The following is a 19,488-nucleotide window of genomic DNA, read 5'->3' as shown; positions in this document are numbered from 1 at the left end:
GCAGGAACCCCCGGCACAGCTTTCTGTTGCTGGGCTTACTGGACGGTCACGCCGGCCAGCGGCTGGAACAGCACCGGCGACGAGGCCCAGAAACCATCGACATTCTGACGATAGACCCCCAGCTTCGGCAGCTGGAACAGGAAGCCATGGATTGCGTTCTCGGCGATGAAGACCTGCGCCTGCTTCTCCAGCTCGTGCCGCTTGGCCGGATCGCTCTCGGTCTTGATGGCGTTCCACAGCGCGTCGTATTCGTCCGAATGGTAGCCATAGAAATAGTTCGGCCCCATGGCGAAATTGCTCAGGTCGTTGGGCGAGGTATGGGCGATGATGGTCATGTCATAGTTCTTCTTCTTATAGACCTCGTCGATCCAGAAGCCCCATTCGACATTCTCGACATTCACCTTCACGCCGGCCTTGGCCATTTCGGCCTGAATGATCTCGGCCGAACGGGTGGCATAGGGGAAGGGCGGCACCCGCAGGGTCACTTCGCCACCTTCCAGACCGGATTCGGTGAACAGTTCCTTCGCCTTGGCAGCATCATGCGGATACATGCCGGTCAGATCGACATAGGCGGGTCCGTGCGGCGGGTAGAACGAGCCGATCGGCACGGCGCGGCCATACATCGCGCCTTCGATGATCTCGTTGCGGTCGATGGCATAGGACACGCCCCGGCGCGCCTTCAGGTCATTGAACGGCGGTTTCGAGTTGTTGAGGGCCAGGATCACCTCACCCTCGGTCGAGCCGACGACGACCTTGAAGCGCGGATCGGCCTCGAACTGATCCAGCAGCTCGGGCGCCGGGAAGGTCGGGAAGGCATCCAGCTCCTCGGCCATCAGCGCGGCGGTGGCGGCGGCCGGGTCCGAGATGAAGCGGAACTCGACCTTGTCCAGCGACACGTTGGCGGCATCGCGATAGTCGGCGTATTTCTTCAGCACCAGGCGATCGCCGCGGGTCCAGCTGTCGAAGGCGAAGGGACCGGTGCCGACCGGCTTGGTGACATCGTCAGCCACGCTTTCGGGCCCGACGATCGAGGCGGCGCCCTGCGCAATGTTGAACAGGAAGAAGGCATCCTTGCGCTTCAGCTTCATCTCGATGGTCTTCGGGTCGATCACGGTGATGCTTTCGATCGGCTCGAAAATCTTCTTGGTCGGGTTCACCGACCCTTCGGCCATGGCGCGGTCGAAGCTGAATTTCACATCCTCCGCGTCAAAGGTGGTGCCATCGTGGAACTTGGCGCCTTCGACCAGGGTGAAGGTATAGGTCAGCCCGTCGTCCGAAATGGTCCAGCTTGTCGCCAGATTGGGCAGAACCACGCCGCTTTCGTCGACGGTGGTCAGCGCCTCATAGACGTTATGCGCCAGCATCCCGGAAATGGAGGCGGTCGCATCGCTGGTCGGGTCCAGAACGGTCGGTTCCTGCTGGGTGCCGATCCGGACGGTGCCGGCGGCGAGCAGCGGCGAGGCCAACGCGATGGACGACACGATCGCCGTCAGGACAGTGGTGCGAAACTTGGTCATGGTGTTCCTCGTTAGCAGAGATTGGCGGCTGAATAGGCTCGGGCTGTTACCGGATTATGACAGTCTCCGGGGCACCGGGGGGCAATGGGCGTGATCTGGCAGGCCAAGCGCGGCCTGGTCGGTACAGCGGATGAAAGACCCCCCTTTGATTCCTTGATAATTCGAGCCGTTAAGCTTTGTAACATTTTTATGACATTCAATTTTTGACACGCAAAATAAATTCGCAGGGTCGCAGGCGCATTTTCCCGCGACGCGATGGAAATGCTCAGCCCGATCTGCCCCGCTGCGGTCACGACAGGGCCAGCGGGCCGACAATATCCGGGCCCGGACAGCTTCAGCTTGAATTTCAGCCCGGAACGGAAACACTCCTCCGCAGGACAAGAAGGAGCCCACCCATGCCGGTAAATGACGAAATCGCCGCCTATGCCGATGAGCTGACCGCCATCCGCCGCGATCTGCACGAACACCCCGAGCTGGGGTTCGAAGAGGTGCGCACATCGGGCATCGTTGCCGAGAAACTGAAAAGCTGGGGGATCGAGGTGACCACCGGCATCGGCAAGACCGGTGTGGTGGGCGTGCTGAAGGGAACCAGGCCGGGCCGCACCATCGGGCTGCGCGCCGATATGGACGCGCTGCCGATTCACGAGGAAACCAACCTGCCCTATGCCTCGAAAACGCCGGGTGTGATGCATGCCTGCGGCCATGACGCCCATACCACCATGCTGCTCGGCGCCGCGAAATACCTCAGCGAACATCGCGATTTCGCCGGCACTGTCGTCTTCATCTTCCAGCCGGCTGAAGAAGGCCTGGGCGGTGCCCGGGCGATGATCGCCGACGGGCTGTTCGACCGCTTTCCCTGCGATGAAATCTATGGGATGCACAATGCCCCGCACCAAAGCCCCGATGTCGTCGGCATCAAGAAGGGCAAGGCGATGGCCGGGTCGGATTTCTTCGACATCAAGATCACTGGCCGCGGCAGCCATGGCGCCCGCCCGGAAGGCAGCCGCGACCCCATCGTCATCGCCACCAACCTGGTGCAGCAGATCCAGTCGATCGTCTCGCGCAATGTGCCCCCGACCAAGCCGGCGGTGATCTCGGTCACCAAGCTGAACGCCGGCGCCGCCTATAACGTCATCCCCGAAACCGCCACCCTGGGCGGCACCATCCGCTTCTTCCACCCCGAGGTGGGCGAACTGATCTCGGAGCGCATCCGGGCGCTCTGTGACGGCATTGCCAAGGGATATGGTGTCGGGGTCCAGGTTGATATCCGCAATGTCTTCGACGTGCTGGAGAACGATCCGGCGCTGGCCGATGCGGTGATCCGCGCCGCCGCCCCGGTGGTGGGCGAGGCCAAGACCGAGATGACCGACGAATTGGTGATGGGATCGGAGGATTTCGCCGACATGCTGCGCATCGTGCCCGGCGCCTATTGCACCGTCGGCCACGGCGGCGACGTGCAACTGCACAACCCGGCGTTCTTCATCGACGATGCCATGCTGCCGGTCGGCTCGAACATCTACGCCAATCTGGTGATCGACCGCGGCGCCGCCGCCTGATCCGGCGCAGGCCCGGGCGGCTTTGCGCCGGCGCCGGGCCTGCGACACATTCCATCTTGAGCATTCGTTCGTTTCGCAGGAAGCTCCGCCCGGCAGCGGGGCTTTTCCCGCGCGAAAGGAGATTGATATGCAAACGGTGGATTTCGTCGCCACGCTTTTCGATGGCACCTCGAACCCCAACAAGGTCACCGTCGCCTTCACCATGGCGCTGAACGCGCTGAAGAAGGGTCACAGCGCGATGGTTCTGCTGATGGTCGAGGCGGTGGAACTGGGCAAGCCCGGCGCGCTCGATCCGATCGACATCGGCAAGCCCTTCTCGCCCGCCGCCGAGGTGCTGGAGCAGTTCCTGGCCGCCGGCGGCCGCATCGGCATCTGCGGCTCCTGCATGATCCACAACGGCTATACCGCCGAGGAGATGGTGCCCGGCTATGAGATCATCACCGCCCCCGATGTGATCGACCTGCTGATGGAGGCCAAGGGGTCGCTGCAGATCACCTGAGATCGGCTCAGGCCCCGCCCTCGCGAGTGGGGCCGCCTCAGTCGCCTTTCGACACCCAATGCGGCGGGCCGGAACTGCCATCCTGCCGGGTCAGGTTGACGCTGTATTCGAAGCGATCCGGGCGGTAATAGACTTCGAGGAATTCAAAGGCCCCGCCGGTGGCGTCGAACATCACCCGCCGCATCAACGTCAACGGCGCGCCCACCACGACGTCGAGATGTTCGGCGATCTCGGGCGCGGCGGCCACGGCGGTCAGCCGCTGTTCCACCCGTTCGGCAATGACCCCCACATCCGCGAGCGCCGCGATGATGGCCCGATTGCCCAGGAGCGACGGATCAAGCTGCGCTGCCGCCCCCGACAGATGGCAGATCGAATAGGAAAACGGCCCCGCCCCATCGCGCCGGACCCGGGTGATCCGCCGGGTATCAAGCGGCCCGAGCCCCAGCCAGTGCCGCGCCCAATCGGGCAGCCGCCCGGCCCCGGTGTCAAGGATTTCAACCTTGGTCCCGGTCTCGAACTCGGCAATGTTCTGGTTCAACCCGTCAAAGCTGCTGACCCTGGGCGCCACCGGATCCGGCGGCCTGGCAAAGGTGCCCCTGCCCCGCTGACGGTCGATCAGCCGCTTTTCGGCCAGCATCGCCAAGGTATGGCGAATGGTCACCCGCGAGACGTCGAATCGCTGCGCCAGCTCAAACTCGCTCGGCAGCGGCGTCTCCGACGGGTACTGCCGGTTGCGGATCTCCCGCTCCAGGACCATGAAGATCTTGTAATAAAGGGGCATCACCTTGGTGATCGCCCCCTCACCCGCCGATTTCGCCTGCATCGCCTACACGTTCGTTTCCCTGGCCATCGCCGCAAAAGCACCGTCGAAGGCCACCTTGGTTTCGGCGATATCACCCGGCTCGTGCGCCGCAGTCAAATACATCAGCCCGCGGCCAATGACTTGAACCCCACGTTCCAGCAGGTGGCCGGTAAACTGGCGGGTGGCATTGAAATCGGCCTTGGCCGCATCGGCCAGCGTCGGCATCTCGGCGATCCCCATGGCGATCTGCACCGCCGATCCGGTCTGGTTCACCGCACAGGTCACCCCATGCGCCGCCGCGCTCTGGCGGATGTGCTGCGCCAGATCGGCGCTCATCGCGTCGATGCGCGGATAGATGTCGTCGGCATGCTGCGCGAGATAGGTGATGCAGCCCACCGCCGCGCCGACCGAAACTGGGTTGCCGTTGAACGTCCCGCGATGGAGCAGCCTGCCCGAGCTGAGCGGCTCCATCACCGCGTCGGAACCGACGACGCCGCCGATCGGCAGCCCGCCACCCATCGCCTTGCCGATCACCGCGATATCCGGCGTGACCCCCAGCACCTGCTGGGCGCCACCCAGCGACAACCGATAGCCGGTGATCACCTCGTCAAAGATCAGCACCACGCCAAGCGCGCGGGTCAGCTCGCGCAGTTCCTCGATGAATCCGGGGGCCGGCATGAAGCAGCCACCGTTCACCGCGATGGGCTCCAGAATGACCGCGGCGAAATCCCCGGTCAGGGTCCGGCGCACCGTCTCGATATCCCCCCAATCGACAAAGGTCAGCGATTTCAGCGCATTGAGATCCTGCCCCAGGGTCGAGGGCCCGTCATTCCCGACCGATCCCGCCGCATGGATCGAATCGAACCAGCCATGATAATTGCCGCGGAACTTGAGGATCTGGGTGCGTCCGGTGCTGGCCCGGGCAACCCGCATCGCCAGATGCACCGCCTCTGACCCGGAACTGACAAAGGCGCATTTCTCGGCGCAGGGCATGGTGTCGCAGACCAGTTCGGCCAATTGCGCCTCGCCGGCGTGGACGCTGGCGGTGCGCAGACCCCGATCCAGCTCGTCCTTCACCGCGTTGATCACGCAGGCCGGCGAATGGCCCAGGATCAACGGCCCGTAGCCGGCGCTATAGTCGATATAGCGGTTGCCGTCGCTGTCCCAGATATGCGCGCCGCGGGCACGATCAGCCACGATCGGCGCCGGCACTTGCCGCCCGCGCGGAGTCGAGGAGACACCGAAGCAAAGGGTTTTCAGGGCACGCTCACGATAGGCGCGCGCCCCCGCGAAAGAGGGGGAATCGAAGGACATGACAGTTCCAGCGGCTAAGATGACTTATGGTATTATCAATAAGACATTTAACGATGAAACGCAACTTCAGACCCACAGAAAATTCAAGTTAATCCCTTGAAAATCCTTATATTTCCACTCTTTCAGCAGCGCAGCACGACGCGCGCCTCAGCCGTGGTGACTGGTGCCCATCTGTTCGCGCTGAAGGAACATCATGCCGATGAACTCCACCCCCGAGACCATCGAATTGATCAGCAGTTCGACCAGCTTCTGCGTCGGCAGCTTGCCGTTGAGCAGGTGAAATTCCTCGGGCAGCTCGATCATCCCCAGGGTGGTATAGGACTTGAAGCTGCTGCGCAGGTGTTCACAGCTCCAGTCCATGTTCATCTGCAGCGGCATCTTCAGAAAGTTCGACGGCGCCGTATGCCAGACCGAGATGCCTTCCTCGTTCACCAGGTTGAAATGGAAATTCACCCCGGTGTTGGGACGAAATTCGCTCATGGTGATGTCTTCGGCGATCTTCTGGCAGCACTCGAACAGATCCTGGAACCCGTCCGAAGCATAGGTTTGCGTCGCGGTCTTTTCCTCGGCTCGCCCCTGATAGGTGACACTCACCCTACCGCCGCCATCGGGGTTCTCGTCGACAACGACGGATTTCACCCTGATTTCATAGACTTCGTTTTCCGGCATTCGGGTTGTCTCCAGCAGCAGATCGCAGCTCTCGGCCTGGAAAGGGGCGCTTGCCCACCCTCAGAACCATCGGCGCGCGGTTGATCCTATCACAGCCTCCTTTTCCACCCAACTCCATCCCCTGGCAACAGTCCCCGGGGGAAAGCTGTGCAACCGGGCGGGGATCGCCGCCCGATTTGCGAAAAAGCGGCCCGCGCCAAGACGGGCCGCCGCGATCTCAGCGCCGGATGAACGGGTTGGGAATCTCCACTCCGGTCGACACCCAGACGCTTTTCAGTTCCATGTATTCCAACATGCCGACGATACCGCCCTCGCGGCCGATACCGCTCATCTTGAAGCCGCCGAAGGGCGAGGTGGTGCTGGTCGAACGATAGTTGTTCACCCAGATGGTGCCGGCGCGCACCCTTTCGGTCATGCGGATGCCGCGCGCCAGGTTCTGGGTCCAGATCCCGGCGGCCAGGCCAAAGTCGATGTCATTGGCGATGCGCACCGCGTCGTCCTCATCCTCGAAGGGAATGACCGCCAGCACCGGGCCAAAGACCTCTTCCTGCGCGATCCGCATGTCGTTGCGCACGTCGGCGAAGATGGTGGGCTCATAGAACAGCCCGTTGGGATATCCCTCGACCACCGCCCGCTTGCCGCCGCGTACCAGCCGGGCGCCCTCGTCCGTGGCGATGCGGACATATTCCTCGATCTTGGCCATCTGCGGCGCGGTCGAGATCGGCGCGATCTGGGTTTCCGGATCGCTCGGATGACCAAAGCGGATGTCCTCAAGGAAGGCGACCAGCTTTTCCAGGAACTGATCGTGGATCGACCGCTGCAGCAGCAGCCGCGACCCGGCCACGCAGGTCTGACCCGAAGCGGCGAAGATGCCGGTCACCGCCCCTTTCACCGCCTGCTCCAGATCGGCGTCCTCGAAGATGATGTTGGGGGATTTGCCACCCAGCTCCATCGTCACCCGTTTCATAGACCGGGCCGCCTGTTCGTTGATGATCCGCCCGGCGATCGGCCCGCCGGTGAAGGCAATGCGTTCCACCACCGGATGCGACACCAGCGCCTCGCCCATCTCGTGGCCATAGCCGGTAACGACGTTGACCACCCCCTTGGGAAAGCCCGCCAGCTCCACCAGCTTGACGAATTCCAGCAGCGAGGCCGAGGTGAATTCCGACGGCTTCAGCACCACCGTATTGCCCGCCGCCAGTGCCGGCGCCAGCTTGAGCGAGGTCAGCGGCAGCGGCGAATTCCACGGCATGATGCAGGCGACGACGCCCAGCGGCTCATAGCGGGTGAAGTTGAACACCCCCGGCTTGTCGGTGGGGATGGTCGAGCCTTCGATCTTATCGGCCAGCCCGCCGTAGTAGTAATAGTAGTTCGCCATATAGCGCATCTGATTGCCAAGCTCGGCGATCAGCTTGCCGTTGTCTTTCATCTCGACCGCGGCGAGCCAGTCCGCGTTCTCGGTGATCAGATCGCCCAGCTTGCGCATCAGCTTGCCGCGGGCGCTGGCCGACAGGCCCCGCCACTCGGGATTATCAAAGGCCGCCTGGGCGGCACGACAGGCGCGATCCACGTCCTCGGCCCCGGCGCGGGGCACCCGGGACCAGGCTTCGCCGGTCACCGGGTCGGAGGACTCGAGGTATTGGCCCCCTACCGGCGGCACGAAGGCGCCGTCGATATAGAGGCCATAGGTGACCAGCCCATCCTCGGCCTGCGGGGTGCGGGCGATGGCGGGATTGGCGGCGGCGGGAAAGGGATAAGTCGTCACGATGGGGGTTCCTTCGTCTGAACAGGGGACGGGATCAGCCGGCAAAGGCGCGCATGTGGCGCGCCGACCAGCTCACGGTCAAAGTGTCGCCGGGGGCCACGGCGGGGCCGCGATCGTCGACCGGATAGCGCGCGACCAACGTGCCCATGCCCTCGATCGTCACGCCCAGCCGGACGTGGTCGCCGTGATAGACCAGATCGGTCACCCGGCCGGCACAGGCGTTCTCGGCGCCCTCCTTGCGGCCGATATGCAGGCTCTCGGGCCGCAGCATCAGCGTCGCCGAGGCCCCGGCGGCCAGCCCGGCATCGACCGGCAGCGCATGGATCACCGGACCGCCCTCGGCCACCTGCAGCAGGGCCACGCCATCGCGCAGCTCTCGCACCCGGGCGTCAAGCCGGTTGTTCTCGCCCATGAAGGAGGCGACGAAGGTCGAGGTCGGGTTGGCATAAACTTCTTCCGGGGCGCCGATCTGCTGGATCCGCCCCTTGTCGAAGACGGCGATCCGGTCCGACATGGTGAGCGCCTCGGACTGGTCATGGGTGACATAGAGCATGGCGATGCCCAGCTCCTCGTGCAGGCGCTTGATCTCAAGCTGCATATGCTCGCGCAACTGCTTGTCGAGCGCGCCCAAGGGTTCGTCCATCAGCACCATGCGGGGTTCGAACACCAGCGCGCGGGCCAGCGCGACGCGCTGTTGCTGCCCGCCGGAAAGCTGCGTCGGCATCCGGTCGCCCAATGCCCCCAGCTTGACCATGTCGAGCGTGCGGCGCACGCGGTCGGTGATCTCGGACTTGCCGATGCCGCGCATCCGCAGCGGAAAGGCCAGGTTCTCGGCCACCGTCATATGCGGGAAGAGCGCATAGTTCTGGAACACGATGCCAAAATCGCGCTTGTAGGTCGGCACGTTGTTCAGCGGCTTGCCGTCGAACAGGATGGTGCCACGCGACGGCGCCTCGAACCCCGCCAGCATCATCAGGATCGTGGTCTTGCCCGATCCCGAGGGGCCCAGCAGGGTCAGAAACTCGCCCCGCTCGATCTGCAGGTGCAGGTTGTCGACGACCTTGGTGGAGCCGTCATAAAATTTGTCGATGGCCTCGAAGACGACCAGCGGTTCGGTGGACATTGTCGGGCTCCTCATCGGTTGATGCGGGCGGCGGTCAGACGTTCGCCCCGGCGCCGGATGGTTTCGCTGATGAACAGCAGGATGAAGGACAGCACGATCATGATCACCGCCGCGGCGGTGATGGTCGGGCTGAGGAATTCGCGCAGCCCCGCGAACATCTGCCTTGGCAGGGTGAATTCGCCGGGGCCGGTGATGAAGATGGCGATCACCAGTTCGTCGAACGAGGTGGCGAAGGCGAAGATCGCGCCCGAGGCGACGCCCGGCATGATGATCGGCAGCACCACCTCGCGGAAGGCGGTCAAGGGTGGCGCCCCCAGCGACAGCGCCCCGCGCATCAGATTGGGATCGAAGGTGCGCAGCGAGGCGAGCACGGTGATCACCACATAGGGGGCGGCGATGATGGTATGGGCGATGACCAGCCCGGTCAGCGAATTGGCCAGCCCAACCAGGGAAAACGCCAGGAACATCGAGGCGGCGGTGACGATCAGCGGCACCACCATCGGCAGCGACAGGGCCGCCAGCACCAGCTTCTTGCCGCGGAACTCGGACAGGTTGATGCCATAGGCGGCGGCGGTGCCCAGGACGGTGGCGATGATCATCGTGGCGATGCCGACGACAAAGCTGTTCTTCATCGCCGACAGCCAGCGACCGTCGAAGAAGAAGTCCTGATACCACTGCAGCGAATAGCCCGGCACTGGCAGCGTCAGGATGTTCCCCGACGAGAAGGAGAGCGGAAAGATCACCACCAGCGGCGCAACAAGAAAGATCAGCACCGCCCAGGCGAAGATCGCGATCAGCAGACGTGTCATGGCCGGATCATCCCTTGATGGTATTGCCGAGGTTCGGGATCAGTCGCCGCGCCACTGCGATCAGCACTGCGGTAAAGAACAGCAGCAGCAGCGACAGCGCGGCGACCATGCCGAAATTGATCGACTGGTTGGTGTAGAAGGCGATGTAATAGCTGACCATCTGGTCCTGCAGCCCGCCCACCAGCGCCGGGGTGACATAGAAGCCGACCGACAGCATGAAGACCATTACCGCGCCGGCGGCGACCCCGGGCATGGTCAGCGGCAGATAGACCGAGACGAACTGCCGCCAGGGCGGCGCCCCGAGCGAGGCGGCGGCCTTGATGTACTGCGGCCCCTGCCGTTTCATCACGCTGTAGAGCGGCAGGATCTGGAACGGCAGCAGCACATGCACCATCGCCACATAGACGGCGAAGCGGGTGAAGATCAGCTGCAGCGGCGCATCGGTGATCTGCAGCGCCTCAAGCGCCGCATTGATCGGACCTTCGCGCTGCAGCAGGATGAACCAGGCCGTGGTGCGCACCAGGATCGAAGTCCAGAACGGCACCAGCACCAGCAGCATCGCATAGCTCGCCGCCCGGTCGGACAGGGTCGAGATGTAATAGGCGGTCGGATAGGCCAGCAGCACGCAAAGCACCGTCACCCAGACCGAAATCCAGAAGGTCCGCTGGAACAGATCGACAAAGATGGCGCGATCCTGCGACACAGGTTGGATATGCCCCTCGGGGGTGATTTCGAGATCGAGCGCCCGCAGCAGATAGCTGGCGGTAAGCGGATTGGAGTTGGTCTTGATCAGATGCCACATCTGCGGATCGCCCCATTCGGGGATCGCGGCGGGCAGGCTTTCCGCATAGGGCGGCGCCAGGCTGTCCAGCTCCCGGCGGGTCTTCATCATTACCGCGCGGGCGCCGTTCAGTTCGAAATTCAGCCGCCGGGTCATGGCGCCGAAGGCCTGGGCGCTTGAGGTGTCGGTGACATCCTGAACCAGCGCCGCAAATGCGGCCTCGGACGGCAGGCCGGCGCCGTCCCATCGGTCCAGCACGCTGACGGTTCGCGGCAGCGCCCCGGTGACATCGGCGTTATCGACGGCCTTGGTCATGGTGTAGCCGATCGGAATGATGAAGCCGATCAGAACCAGCAGCAGCAGCGGCGCGACCAGAAGCCAGGAGATGCGGGACTTGTGGGACATGGGGCATGCAGTCGTCTTGAGAGGCGGAACCAGCCCCGGGGATCATCCCCGGAGCCAGCTGATGTCTAAGGCCAGGCTTATTGCGCGGCCCAGGCGGTGAACTTGGCTTCCAGCTCGTCGCCATGCTCGATCCAGAACTCGGTGTTGATGAACAACCCCTCGTCGGCGTGGTTCAGCACCATACCCGGATTGGCCTTCTGCAGCTCGGGATCGGCGTTGACTTCCTTGTTGGCAGGCGAGATCGGCCAGACCGCCGCCTGCGCCCGCAGCGGGCCGGCATCGGTGATATAGTCGATCATCTTCATCGCCTCGGCCGTCATCGGCGAGCCGGAGACCACCGCCCAGGAGTCGATGGAATACAGCAGCGTGCCCCAGTTCAGCGCGTAATCGCTGCCTTCGCCCTGGGCGCGGATGATGCGGCCGGTATAGCCGAAGGCATAATCGGCCTCGCCGCTGCCGATGAACTGAAGCGGCTGGGCACCGGACTTCCACCAGATCACATTGGCCTTGATCTGATCGAGCTTGGCGAAGGCCCGCGCGACACCCTCGTCGGTCGCGAGCACATCATAGACATCGGACATCGGCACCCCGTCGGCCAGCAGCGCCGCCTCGAGCGTCATTTTCGGGCCGCTGCGCAGCGACCGGGTGCCGGGGAATTTCTCGAGATCCCAGAACTCGGCAAAGGTCTTCGGGCCGGTCTCGTGGCGCGCCTTGTCATAGAACATCGCCGCCCCCCAGCCGGTGCCGCCCACGCCGCAGGTGGTGGTGGCGCCGGTGATGAACTTGGCCTTGTCGATCACGCTATAGTCGATCGGGGCGAAGATGCCGTCTTCGCAGCCGCGCACCAGTTCCGGCGCCTCGACCATGATGATGTCCCAGGTGACATTGCCGGTTTCGACCATGCCATAGACCTTGGCCATCTCGCCATTATAGACGTCATCGGTCACCGGGATGCCGGTGGCCTCCGAGAACCCTTTGAACAGGGTCTCGCGGGCGCTGTCCTGATACCCGCCGCCGAAACCCACGATCGTCAGATCGCGTGCGAAGGAGGTGGCAGGAAAGGTCAGAGCCAGCGCCGCGGCGGCGGCGAGTTTGGCGGTCGTCTTCATTGTTCGATCTCCCATGTCTGGATATGAGGTTTTGTTATTATGATTGCGTTTGTTGGTCTTCGGTCTGATCTGTGACGATGCCGGTATACTCCGCGACCAAGGGGCGGATCGCGGCCAGCAGCCCCGCCATCCTGCCGGCCCATTGCGGCAGAGCCGCCAGTAAGGCCGGCGCCGGGGGCAGGCCCGACAGCGCGGTCAGCACCAGCGCGGAACAGAGGTTCGAGGTCAGGAAGGGCGATGGCGCCACATCGTTCAGCCCGGGCAGCGCCGCCAGCGTATTGGCGCCGGTGCCGGTGATCACCGTGGCCTCGACCGCCGCGGCGTCGATCTGCGCCGCATGTTCGGCCACATCCGCCGGGGTGAGCTGATAGGCGCGGAATTCGTTCGAGATCGCGTGTTTCTGCACGATCTCCAATCCGGCCGCCTGCCAATAGGCGCGGGCGTGCTCGGTCAGCTCCGGCGGATAGGGGGACACCATGGCGATGCGGGTCACCCCCGCCGCCTTGAGCACGATCAGGATCGCCAGGCTCGCCGTGAAGACCGGCGCGCCGGCCTGGTCCGACAGCCCCCGGCACAGCGCGATATCGCCCTCGGGCAACAGCTTGTAGGACGATCCGGTCATCGCCACCGAAATCGCGTCGAGCTTCAGCGACCCGAAGTCCTTCAGCGTTTCGGGATAGGCCTTGATGTAAAGATCGTTGCGTTCGTAAAGCGTGGTGTCCGGAAAGACCGGCAGCCGGGCGGTGTGATAGACCGCCTCCAGGGGCAGCAGCAGGCGCATTTCGGGTTCGACCGCCGGATTGGCCGGGGGCACGACAACGCCCAGCCGGGATTTCGCGTTCACGTCAGCCATTCGCCCGATCCCCCTGCCCGACGACACCCGCCGGCACGCCGGCCAGCATGTCGAGCATGGCCTGTTTCGCCAGAAACTCCACCGCCTGGACCGGATCGGCGGCGATGCCGGCGATCCGCGCCACCCGGGCGCTGCCGGTGCCGACATTGGTATCGGTGCGCGGGATCAGCAGATCGCGCGCCACCCGGCCACGTTCCCAGGCCGCCCGGTCAAGCGCGGTGTAATCACCGCTCGCCGCCACCTCGATCGCGGCGGCGGCATAGGCCACGGCGTCGTGCAGACCGGCGTTCAGGTTCATGCCGCCCTTGGTATTGGTCAGATGCAGCGCGTCACCGGCGATATAGACCTTGCCGGCACTCGCCCCCAGCGCGTGACGGCGCCGGGCGGAATAGACATCGCGACCAGAAAGGTGCGGCAGAATCTCCTCGATCGGCAGCAGCCCTTTCAGCCGGTCGATCACCCAGGCGTCCGACAGTGCCTCACCCTCGGACACGCCGGCAGGCACCCGCACCACGATGCGCCAGCAATCGGGCATCTCCAGCAGGCTGCAGGTATCCTCGCCCTCGTGCAGATAGACGATACCGCCCAGATCGGGGAAGTAATCGCGCATGGACTTTTGCGAATAAAGCCGCAGCACCATCCCCGGATAGGGTTTTTCGACATAGCCGATGCTCACCGCCTCGCGCACCGCCGATTGGGCACCGTCGCAACCGAACAGTGCGAAGCCCTCGTGGGTGCTGCCGTCGGCGGCACTGACCACCACCCCGGCGACATCCTGCGTCACACCGGTCACCCCGGCGCCGAACTGCAGCCGGCCACCTTCGGCCAGGAACAGATCGCGCATCAGCCGGGTCAGCGCCACCTGCTCGTAATGCAACCGGATCGGATGGCGCACCAGACCTTCCAGCAGGCTGAAATCAAGCTGCGCCAGGATCTCGCCCGACGGCCGGCGATATTGCACGCAGTCGATCTGCGTGCCGGCCGCGCGCATGGTCTCCAGCACCCCGAGGGTGTCGAGAATGTCGAGCGTCGAGGCATGGAAGGTCGAGGCCTTGGATTGTTCGTTCACCGTGTCGCGCTTTTCCAGCACGGTGACCGGAATCCCGGCCCGCAGGATCTTCAGCGCCAGCGTAAGCCCCACTGGCCCCGCCCCGGCGACAACCACCCCTTTGTTGAAGTTCGGATCCATTTCCATCCCGTCCTGTCTTGAAGGCATGCTATGCCTCTCGTCAAAAGTGTCAACACTTATGCGGATAGAAGATCAGAATCTCGCCGAAATCCGCATAAATATCCGCAAAATGCCCAAATCTTCACAGGTGACGCTATATAGTGTCAACATTTAGCAGATTGGCCGCGATTACGCCCAGCCTTCGGCCGGCCGCGAGTCGAGCCCTTCGAGATAGGCCGCAACCTCCTCGGTCGGGATGACGTCGGCATATTTGCAGTTCAGATCGAAGAGGTTGATCGCATGGCTCGCCTCGAACCGGTCAAAGGCCGTCTCCTCGGGGATGACCACCTTGAAGTTGAAGGAATAGGCATCCACCGTCGTCGCCCTGAGGCAACCCGAGGTGGTGCAGCCGGTCATGATCAAAGTGTCGACATCGAGGAAGTTGAGATGGCTCATGAAGATCGTGCCGAAGAAGGCCGAGGGCTTGCGCTTGCCGATCAGGATGTCCTGCGGTTGCGGTGCCAGCGGCGCGACCGTCTGAGTCGCGTGGCTGCCCGCGGTCGAGGTCTTTTCGGTGCCGCGGTGGCTCTTGCCGACCTGGACGCCGCTGTCGATCATGTCGGGCCGACGTTCCGAGACGGTGTAGAACACCGGCAGGTTCTTTTCCCGCGCCAGCTTCAGCAGCCGTTCGATATGCGGCACTGCCTTCCAGCCTGCCTCGCCACAATGGGTGCGATATGTCTTCAGCCCCTCTTCATGGGTTTCGCCCGGCGTGTCGCCGGTGAAGTTGTACTGCACGTCAATGATGAACAGCGCCGGCCGCTTGCCGAACCCGCCGCGCTTGCCATAGCCGGCAAGCTGGAAAATCTTCTTGTCGTGCTCGGTCAGGAACTTGTCCCAGATACGTTCGCTCATGATCAGTCCTTTCAGCAGGCGCGGTGCATGTACTGGCCCGGCGCGCCGAGGTCTTCGGCCAGGGCGCCGTTTTCGACCAGCAGCTGGCCGCGCAGGATGGTATGGGTGATGGCGCCACGGAAGGTCATGCCTTCGTAGGGCGAATAATCGGAATGCGACGGATAGTCGGCGGCCGCCACGCGGGTTTCGGCCTCGGGATCGACGACGACCAGATCGGCGTCATAGCCCGGCGCAATCCGCCCCTTGTTCGCCACCGAATAGAGATCGGCCACATTCTTCGAGGTCGCCGCCGCCAGGGTCTCGATCGGCACGCCGCGCTTGCGCCAGCCCTCCTCGAGCAGCACCGGCAGGATCTGGGCAATGCCCGGGAACCCCGCCGAGGCGGTCCAGATGTCGTCTCCCTTGGTCGCCAGCTTGCGCGGCACGTGATCCGACCCGATGGTCGCGATATCGCCGGCGCGCACCCCCTCCCACAGCCCGTCGATATCGGCCTGGCTGCGCAGCGGCGGGTTCACCTTGCCGACGACGCCGATCTCGCTGTCACGGCTGAGCGACAGGTAATGGGCGCAGGTCTCGACATGAATGGGCGCGCGACCAGGATGGCGCAGGCGCCGCACCAGATCGAGACTTTCGGCCGAGGACATATGGACGATATTCACCGGACACTCGGCCTTTTCGCCGAAATAGGCGACGCGAAAGATGTTCTCGGTTTCCAGAAAGCCCGGGGATTGCTCGTCCCAGACCGGCAGATCATTGCGCCCGGCGGCCTTCAGCGGCTCGCGGAAGACGGGGATGACCTCGGTATTCTCGCAATGCACGCCGACCACGCCGCCCTTGATCTTCGCCCCCGCCTGCAGCGCACGGAACAGCAGCGCGTCGTCGACCTCGGTAAACCCCTTGGCGGCGCCGGTGGCGCCCTTGTACATCAGATAGACCTTGACCGAGGTAACGCCGAAGCGGTGAGCCAGCTCGGGCAGCTCCTCGACATGGCGGCGGGCGGTGACACCGAAATGAAAGCCGAAGTCGATGGCCGATCGCGCCTCGGCCGCCGCGCGCCAGGGGTCGGTGCTGGCGCCCAGATCATCGCTGCGCCAGAACGAAAACAGCCCGGTCACCCCGCCCAATGCGGCGGTACGGCTTTCGGTGAACCAATCCTCTTCCTTGGCGCCGAAACCGATATGGGTGTGCGGGTCGATCAGCCCGGGCATCACGAAACGGTCGGTGCAGTCGATCACCCTTGTGGCCGCAGCCGTTTCACCCGGCGCCAGGATCGCGACGATCCGGCCATCCCGCACCGCGACGGAGCCGCGCCGCACGCCGGTGCCGGGAAAGACAATCTCTCCGTTCTGTAGGATCAGATCATAGCTCATGCGGCGGTCTCCAACTTGTCCAACAGGGTTGCGAACATGCCCCCCGACAGCAGCAGTTCGCGTTCGGCGTCGCTGGCGATATCGGCGAAGGCTTCGAATTGACGCGCCGGCCCCGACGGGGGCTTGGCGGTGACGATAACAGGCGCGCCCCGGGTGACGGCGGCGTGCAGATTGGCAAAGCCGAAGGTCTCGAACCCGTCGAGCCCCAGCGCCGCGGCCCCCTCGCCTGTGGCGAAGATCAGCGGCAGGATGCCCATGCCGATCAGGTTCGACCGGTGAATTCGTTCAAACCCCTCGGCCAGCACCACCCGCACGCCCAAGAGCTTCGGCCCCTTGGCCGCCCAGTCGCGACTGGAACCCATGCCGTAGTCGCGCCCGGCCAGCACCATCAGCGGCGTGCCGGCGACGCGATAGCGGCTTGCCGCCTCGAAGATCGGCATCGCCTCGGTGTCCGAGGTCATGCGGGTCACCCCGCCTTCGACGCCCGGCACCAGATCGTTCTTGAGCCTCTGGTTGCCAAAGGTGATCCGCGCCATGAACTCGTGATTGCCGCGCCGCTGGGTCACCGCATTGAAGTCGCGCGGCGCCACCCCCTGGTCGATCAGATAGCGCCCGGCAAGGCTGTCGGCAGAGATCTCGCCGCTCGGGGTGATGTGATCGGTGGTCAGGGAATCACCGGTCTTCAGCAGCACCCGAACCCCTTCCAGCCGGTCCGGCAGCGGCGGGTTGTCGATGCGGAAGAAGGGCGGCGGACAGACATAGGTCGAGCCCGGATCCCAGCGGAACCGCGGCCCCACCGGTGCCTCGAGCTTTTGCCACAACTCAGCCCCATCGAAGAGCCGGGCATAGCTGGCGCGATAATTCTCCGGCTGCTGGGTCTCGCGCAGAAGGGCGGCCAGTTCGTCGGCGTCCGGCCAGATATCGCGCAGGAAGACCGGGGCGCCATCGGCACCATGCCCCAAGGGTTCGACCTCAAGGTCGATGTCGATCCGCCCGGCCAGCGCGAAGGCGATCACCAGGGGCGGCGAGGCCAGGTAATTGGCGCGGCAGGCGCGGTGAATGCGCCCCTCGAAGTTGCGATTGCCCGACAGGACCGAGACCGCCACCAGATCGGCATTGGCCACCGCCCGGGCGACGTCCTCGCGGATCGGGCCGGACTTGCCGGAACAGGTGGTGCAGCCATAACCGACGATGTGGAATCCCAGCGCCTCCAGCGGCTCCATCAGCCCGGTGCGCCGCAGATAATCCCCGACCAGCCGCGACCCCGGCGCCAGCGAGGTCTTGATCCACCCCGGCACGCTGAGCCCGCGCGCCACCGCGTTGCGCGCCAGCAGCCCGGCCCCCAGCATCACCGCCGGGTTCGACGTATTGGTGCAGGAGGTGATCGCCGCCAGCAGGATGGCACCATGGCGAAGCGGCGCCTCCGCCCCCTCGATGACGGCGGCGCGGTCCAGATCGGCGGGTTCCAGACCGAAACCGCGTACCCCGGCGGGCGCCGTCAGCGCGGCGTGGAAGGCGGTTTTGACCTCGGCCAGCGCCACCCGGTCCTGCGGCCGCTTGGGGCCGGCAAGACTGGGACCCACCCGGGACAGGTCGATCTCCACCACCTCGGAATACTCCGCCGCGATGTCGTGATCCTCGACGAACAGGCCGGCGGCGCGAGCATAGGCCTCGACCAGATCGACATGCGCCGCGTCCCGGCCGGACTGGCGCAGATAATCAATGCTGCGGGCGTCGATCGGGAAATAGCCGATGGTGGCGCCATATTCCGGCGCCATGTTCGCAATCGTGGCGCGATCGGGCACCGACAACCCGGCGACGCCGGCACCGAAGAATTCGACGAAATCTCCCACCACACCGACCTGTCGCAACCGCTCGGTCACGGTGAGCACCAGATCGGTGGTGGTGGCCCCGGCCGGCAGCCGGCCGATCAACCGGACCCCGACGCAGCGCGGGATGCGCGCCACATGGCGTTGCCCCAGCGCCGCCGCCTCGCCATCAATGCCGCCAACACCCCAGGCCAGCAGCCCAAGCCCGTTGACCATCGGCGTGTGGCTGTCGCACCCCAGCACGAATTCCGGCGCGACCAGAACCCCCTGCCCCGGCACCGTCACCCGGTCGACCAGCTTTGCCAGCTTTTCCAGATGAATTTGGTGAATGATCCCGGCGCCCGGCGGCACCACGCGCAGATTGTCGAAGGCCTGCTGCGCCCATTTGAAAAAGCCATATCGCTCGGCGTTGCGGCGATATTCCTCGGCGATATTGCGGACTTGGGCATTGGGGTGACCGGCAACATCGACGATCAGCGAATGATCGACCACCAGGGTCACCGGCACCTGCGGCTCCACCACCGACGGGGAGACACCTGCGGCCTGCGCCGCATCCATCGCCGCGGCCAGATCCATCAGCACCGGCAGGCCACTGGAATCGGGCAGCACCAGCCGCGACACCTCGAGCGCGACCGAGATCGGCCCGGAGGCCGGGGTCCAGCCGGCGATCCGCGCCGCATCCTCGGGCGTCGCCCGCCGCGCCAACACCTGCCGCGCGACATTCTCCAGAACAATTTTCAGACAGGCGGGCAAAGGCTTGTCGCGCCCCGCCATGAGCGCCTTAAGATCGACACAGCGAGCACCCCCGCCCGCCGGCAGATCGAACTCCAACACTTCGGGGCTTTTTTTGTCCGATGTCACGGCAGCCTATCCTTCCTGTCGGAGCCGAAATCGCATAGCATCGCCAAAGTGTCAACACTTTATCACTATTCAGACTTGAAACAGGTGAATTCTTCGGATAATCATAAGACATAGACCGATAAACCCCAGAAGTGTTGACACGG

General features: G+C 64.4%; 16 protein-coding genes. 2 read left to right on the top strand and 14 right to left on the bottom strand.

Annotated elements, in window-relative coordinates; all coding sequences use genetic code 11:
• Positions 1 to 35: 35 nt before the first annotated feature.
• On the bottom strand, positions 36 to 1,517 hold the full coding sequence (locus ACN0V4_RS00185) for an ABC transporter substrate-binding protein (RefSeq protein WP_417672466.1): 1,482 nt from the start codon (positions 1,515 to 1,517) through the stop codon (positions 36 to 38).
• 395 nt (positions 1,518 to 1,912) lie between these two features.
• Between ACN0V4_RS00185 and ACN0V4_RS00180 the strand changes: the two genes are divergently transcribed.
• A complete protein-coding gene (locus tag ACN0V4_RS00180) occupies positions 1,913 to 3,073 on the top strand; it encodes a M20 aminoacylase family protein (RefSeq protein ID WP_417672464.1) in 1,161 nt (386 codons plus the stop codon).
• Between the two features lie 127 nt (positions 3,074 to 3,200).
• Positions 3,201 to 3,572, top strand: a complete 372-nt coding sequence (locus ACN0V4_RS00175) for a DsrE family protein (RefSeq protein ID WP_417672462.1) — start codon at positions 3,201 to 3,203, stop codon at positions 3,570 to 3,572.
• A 37-nt stretch (positions 3,573 to 3,609) separates the two neighbouring features.
• Here ACN0V4_RS00175 and ACN0V4_RS00170 read toward each other — a convergent pair whose 3' ends face one another.
• From ACN0V4_RS00170 to acnA, 13 genes are all read right to left on the bottom strand, one after another.
• Complete coding sequence (locus ACN0V4_RS00170; RefSeq protein ID WP_417672460.1) at positions 3,610 to 4,395, bottom strand: GntR family transcriptional regulator; 786 nt, start codon at positions 4,393 to 4,395, stop codon at positions 3,610 to 3,612.
• Positions 4,396 to 4,398: 3 nt separating this feature from the next.
• Entirely contained in the window at positions 4,399 to 5,688 is a 1,290-nt protein-coding gene (locus ACN0V4_RS00165) for an aspartate aminotransferase family protein (protein ID WP_417672458.1), read from the bottom strand.
• Between the two features lie 147 nt (positions 5,689 to 5,835).
• Complete coding sequence (locus ACN0V4_RS00160; RefSeq protein ID WP_417672456.1) at positions 5,836 to 6,357, bottom strand: hypothetical protein; 522 nt, start codon at positions 6,355 to 6,357, stop codon at positions 5,836 to 5,838.
• A 217-nt stretch (positions 6,358 to 6,574) separates the two neighbouring features.
• A complete protein-coding gene (locus ACN0V4_RS00155) occupies positions 6,575 to 8,122 on the bottom strand; it encodes an aldehyde dehydrogenase (protein WP_417672454.1) in 1,548 nt (515 codons plus the stop codon).
• 34 nt (positions 8,123 to 8,156) lie between these two features.
• On the bottom strand, positions 8,157 to 9,245 hold the full coding sequence (locus ACN0V4_RS00150; RefSeq protein ID WP_417672452.1) for an ABC transporter ATP-binding protein: 1,089 nt from the start codon (positions 9,243 to 9,245) through the stop codon (positions 8,157 to 8,159).
• A gap of 11 nt (positions 9,246 to 9,256) precedes the next feature.
• Positions 9,257 to 10,054: an ABC transporter permease gene (locus ACN0V4_RS00145; protein ID WP_417672450.1), complete on the bottom strand. Its 798-nt coding sequence runs from the start codon at positions 10,052 to 10,054 to the stop codon at positions 9,257 to 9,259.
• Positions 10,055 to 10,061: 7 nt separating this feature from the next.
• On the bottom strand, positions 10,062 to 11,240 hold the full coding sequence (locus ACN0V4_RS00140) for an ABC transporter permease (protein WP_417672448.1): 1,179 nt from the start codon (positions 11,238 to 11,240) through the stop codon (positions 10,062 to 10,064).
• Positions 11,241 to 11,317: 77 nt separating this feature from the next.
• Entirely contained in the window at positions 11,318 to 12,349 is a 1,032-nt protein-coding gene (locus tag ACN0V4_RS00135; RefSeq protein ID WP_417672446.1) for an extracellular solute-binding protein, read from the bottom strand.
• Positions 12,350 to 12,386: 37 nt separating this feature from the next.
• Positions 12,387 to 13,202 (bottom strand): hypothetical protein, encoded by an 816-nt coding sequence (locus tag ACN0V4_RS00130; RefSeq protein WP_417672444.1) that lies wholly within the window; start codon positions 13,200 to 13,202, stop codon positions 12,387 to 12,389.
• Positions 13,195 to 14,418, bottom strand: coding sequence for an FAD-dependent oxidoreductase (locus ACN0V4_RS00125; protein WP_417672442.1), 1,224 nt, complete (start codon positions 14,416 to 14,418; stop codon positions 13,195 to 13,197). The genes ACN0V4_RS00130 and ACN0V4_RS00125 overlap by 8 nt, the downstream gene beginning before the upstream one ends.
• A gap of 141 nt (positions 14,419 to 14,559) precedes the next feature.
• Positions 14,560 to 15,285, bottom strand: a complete 726-nt coding sequence (locus ACN0V4_RS00120; RefSeq protein ID WP_417672440.1) for an isochorismatase family protein — start codon at positions 15,283 to 15,285, stop codon at positions 14,560 to 14,562.
• An 11-nt stretch (positions 15,286 to 15,296) separates the two neighbouring features.
• Positions 15,297 to 16,655: a dihydroorotase gene (locus ACN0V4_RS00115; RefSeq protein WP_417672438.1), complete on the bottom strand. Its 1,359-nt coding sequence runs from the start codon at positions 16,653 to 16,655 to the stop codon at positions 15,297 to 15,299.
• Positions 16,652 to 19,345, bottom strand: coding sequence for an aconitate hydratase AcnA (gene acnA, locus ACN0V4_RS00110; RefSeq protein ID WP_417672436.1), 2,694 nt, complete (start codon positions 19,343 to 19,345; stop codon positions 16,652 to 16,654). The genes ACN0V4_RS00115 and acnA overlap by 4 nt, the downstream gene beginning before the upstream one ends.
• Positions 19,346 to 19,488 lie beyond the last annotated feature (143 nt).

This window comes from Pseudodonghicola sp., assembly GCF_048268305.1.
Lineage (GTDB): Bacteria > Pseudomonadota > Alphaproteobacteria > Rhodobacterales > Rhodobacteraceae > Pseudodonghicola.
Note: the sequence above shows the minus strand (reverse complement) of the source record. Positions and strands in the feature narration are given on the sequence as shown.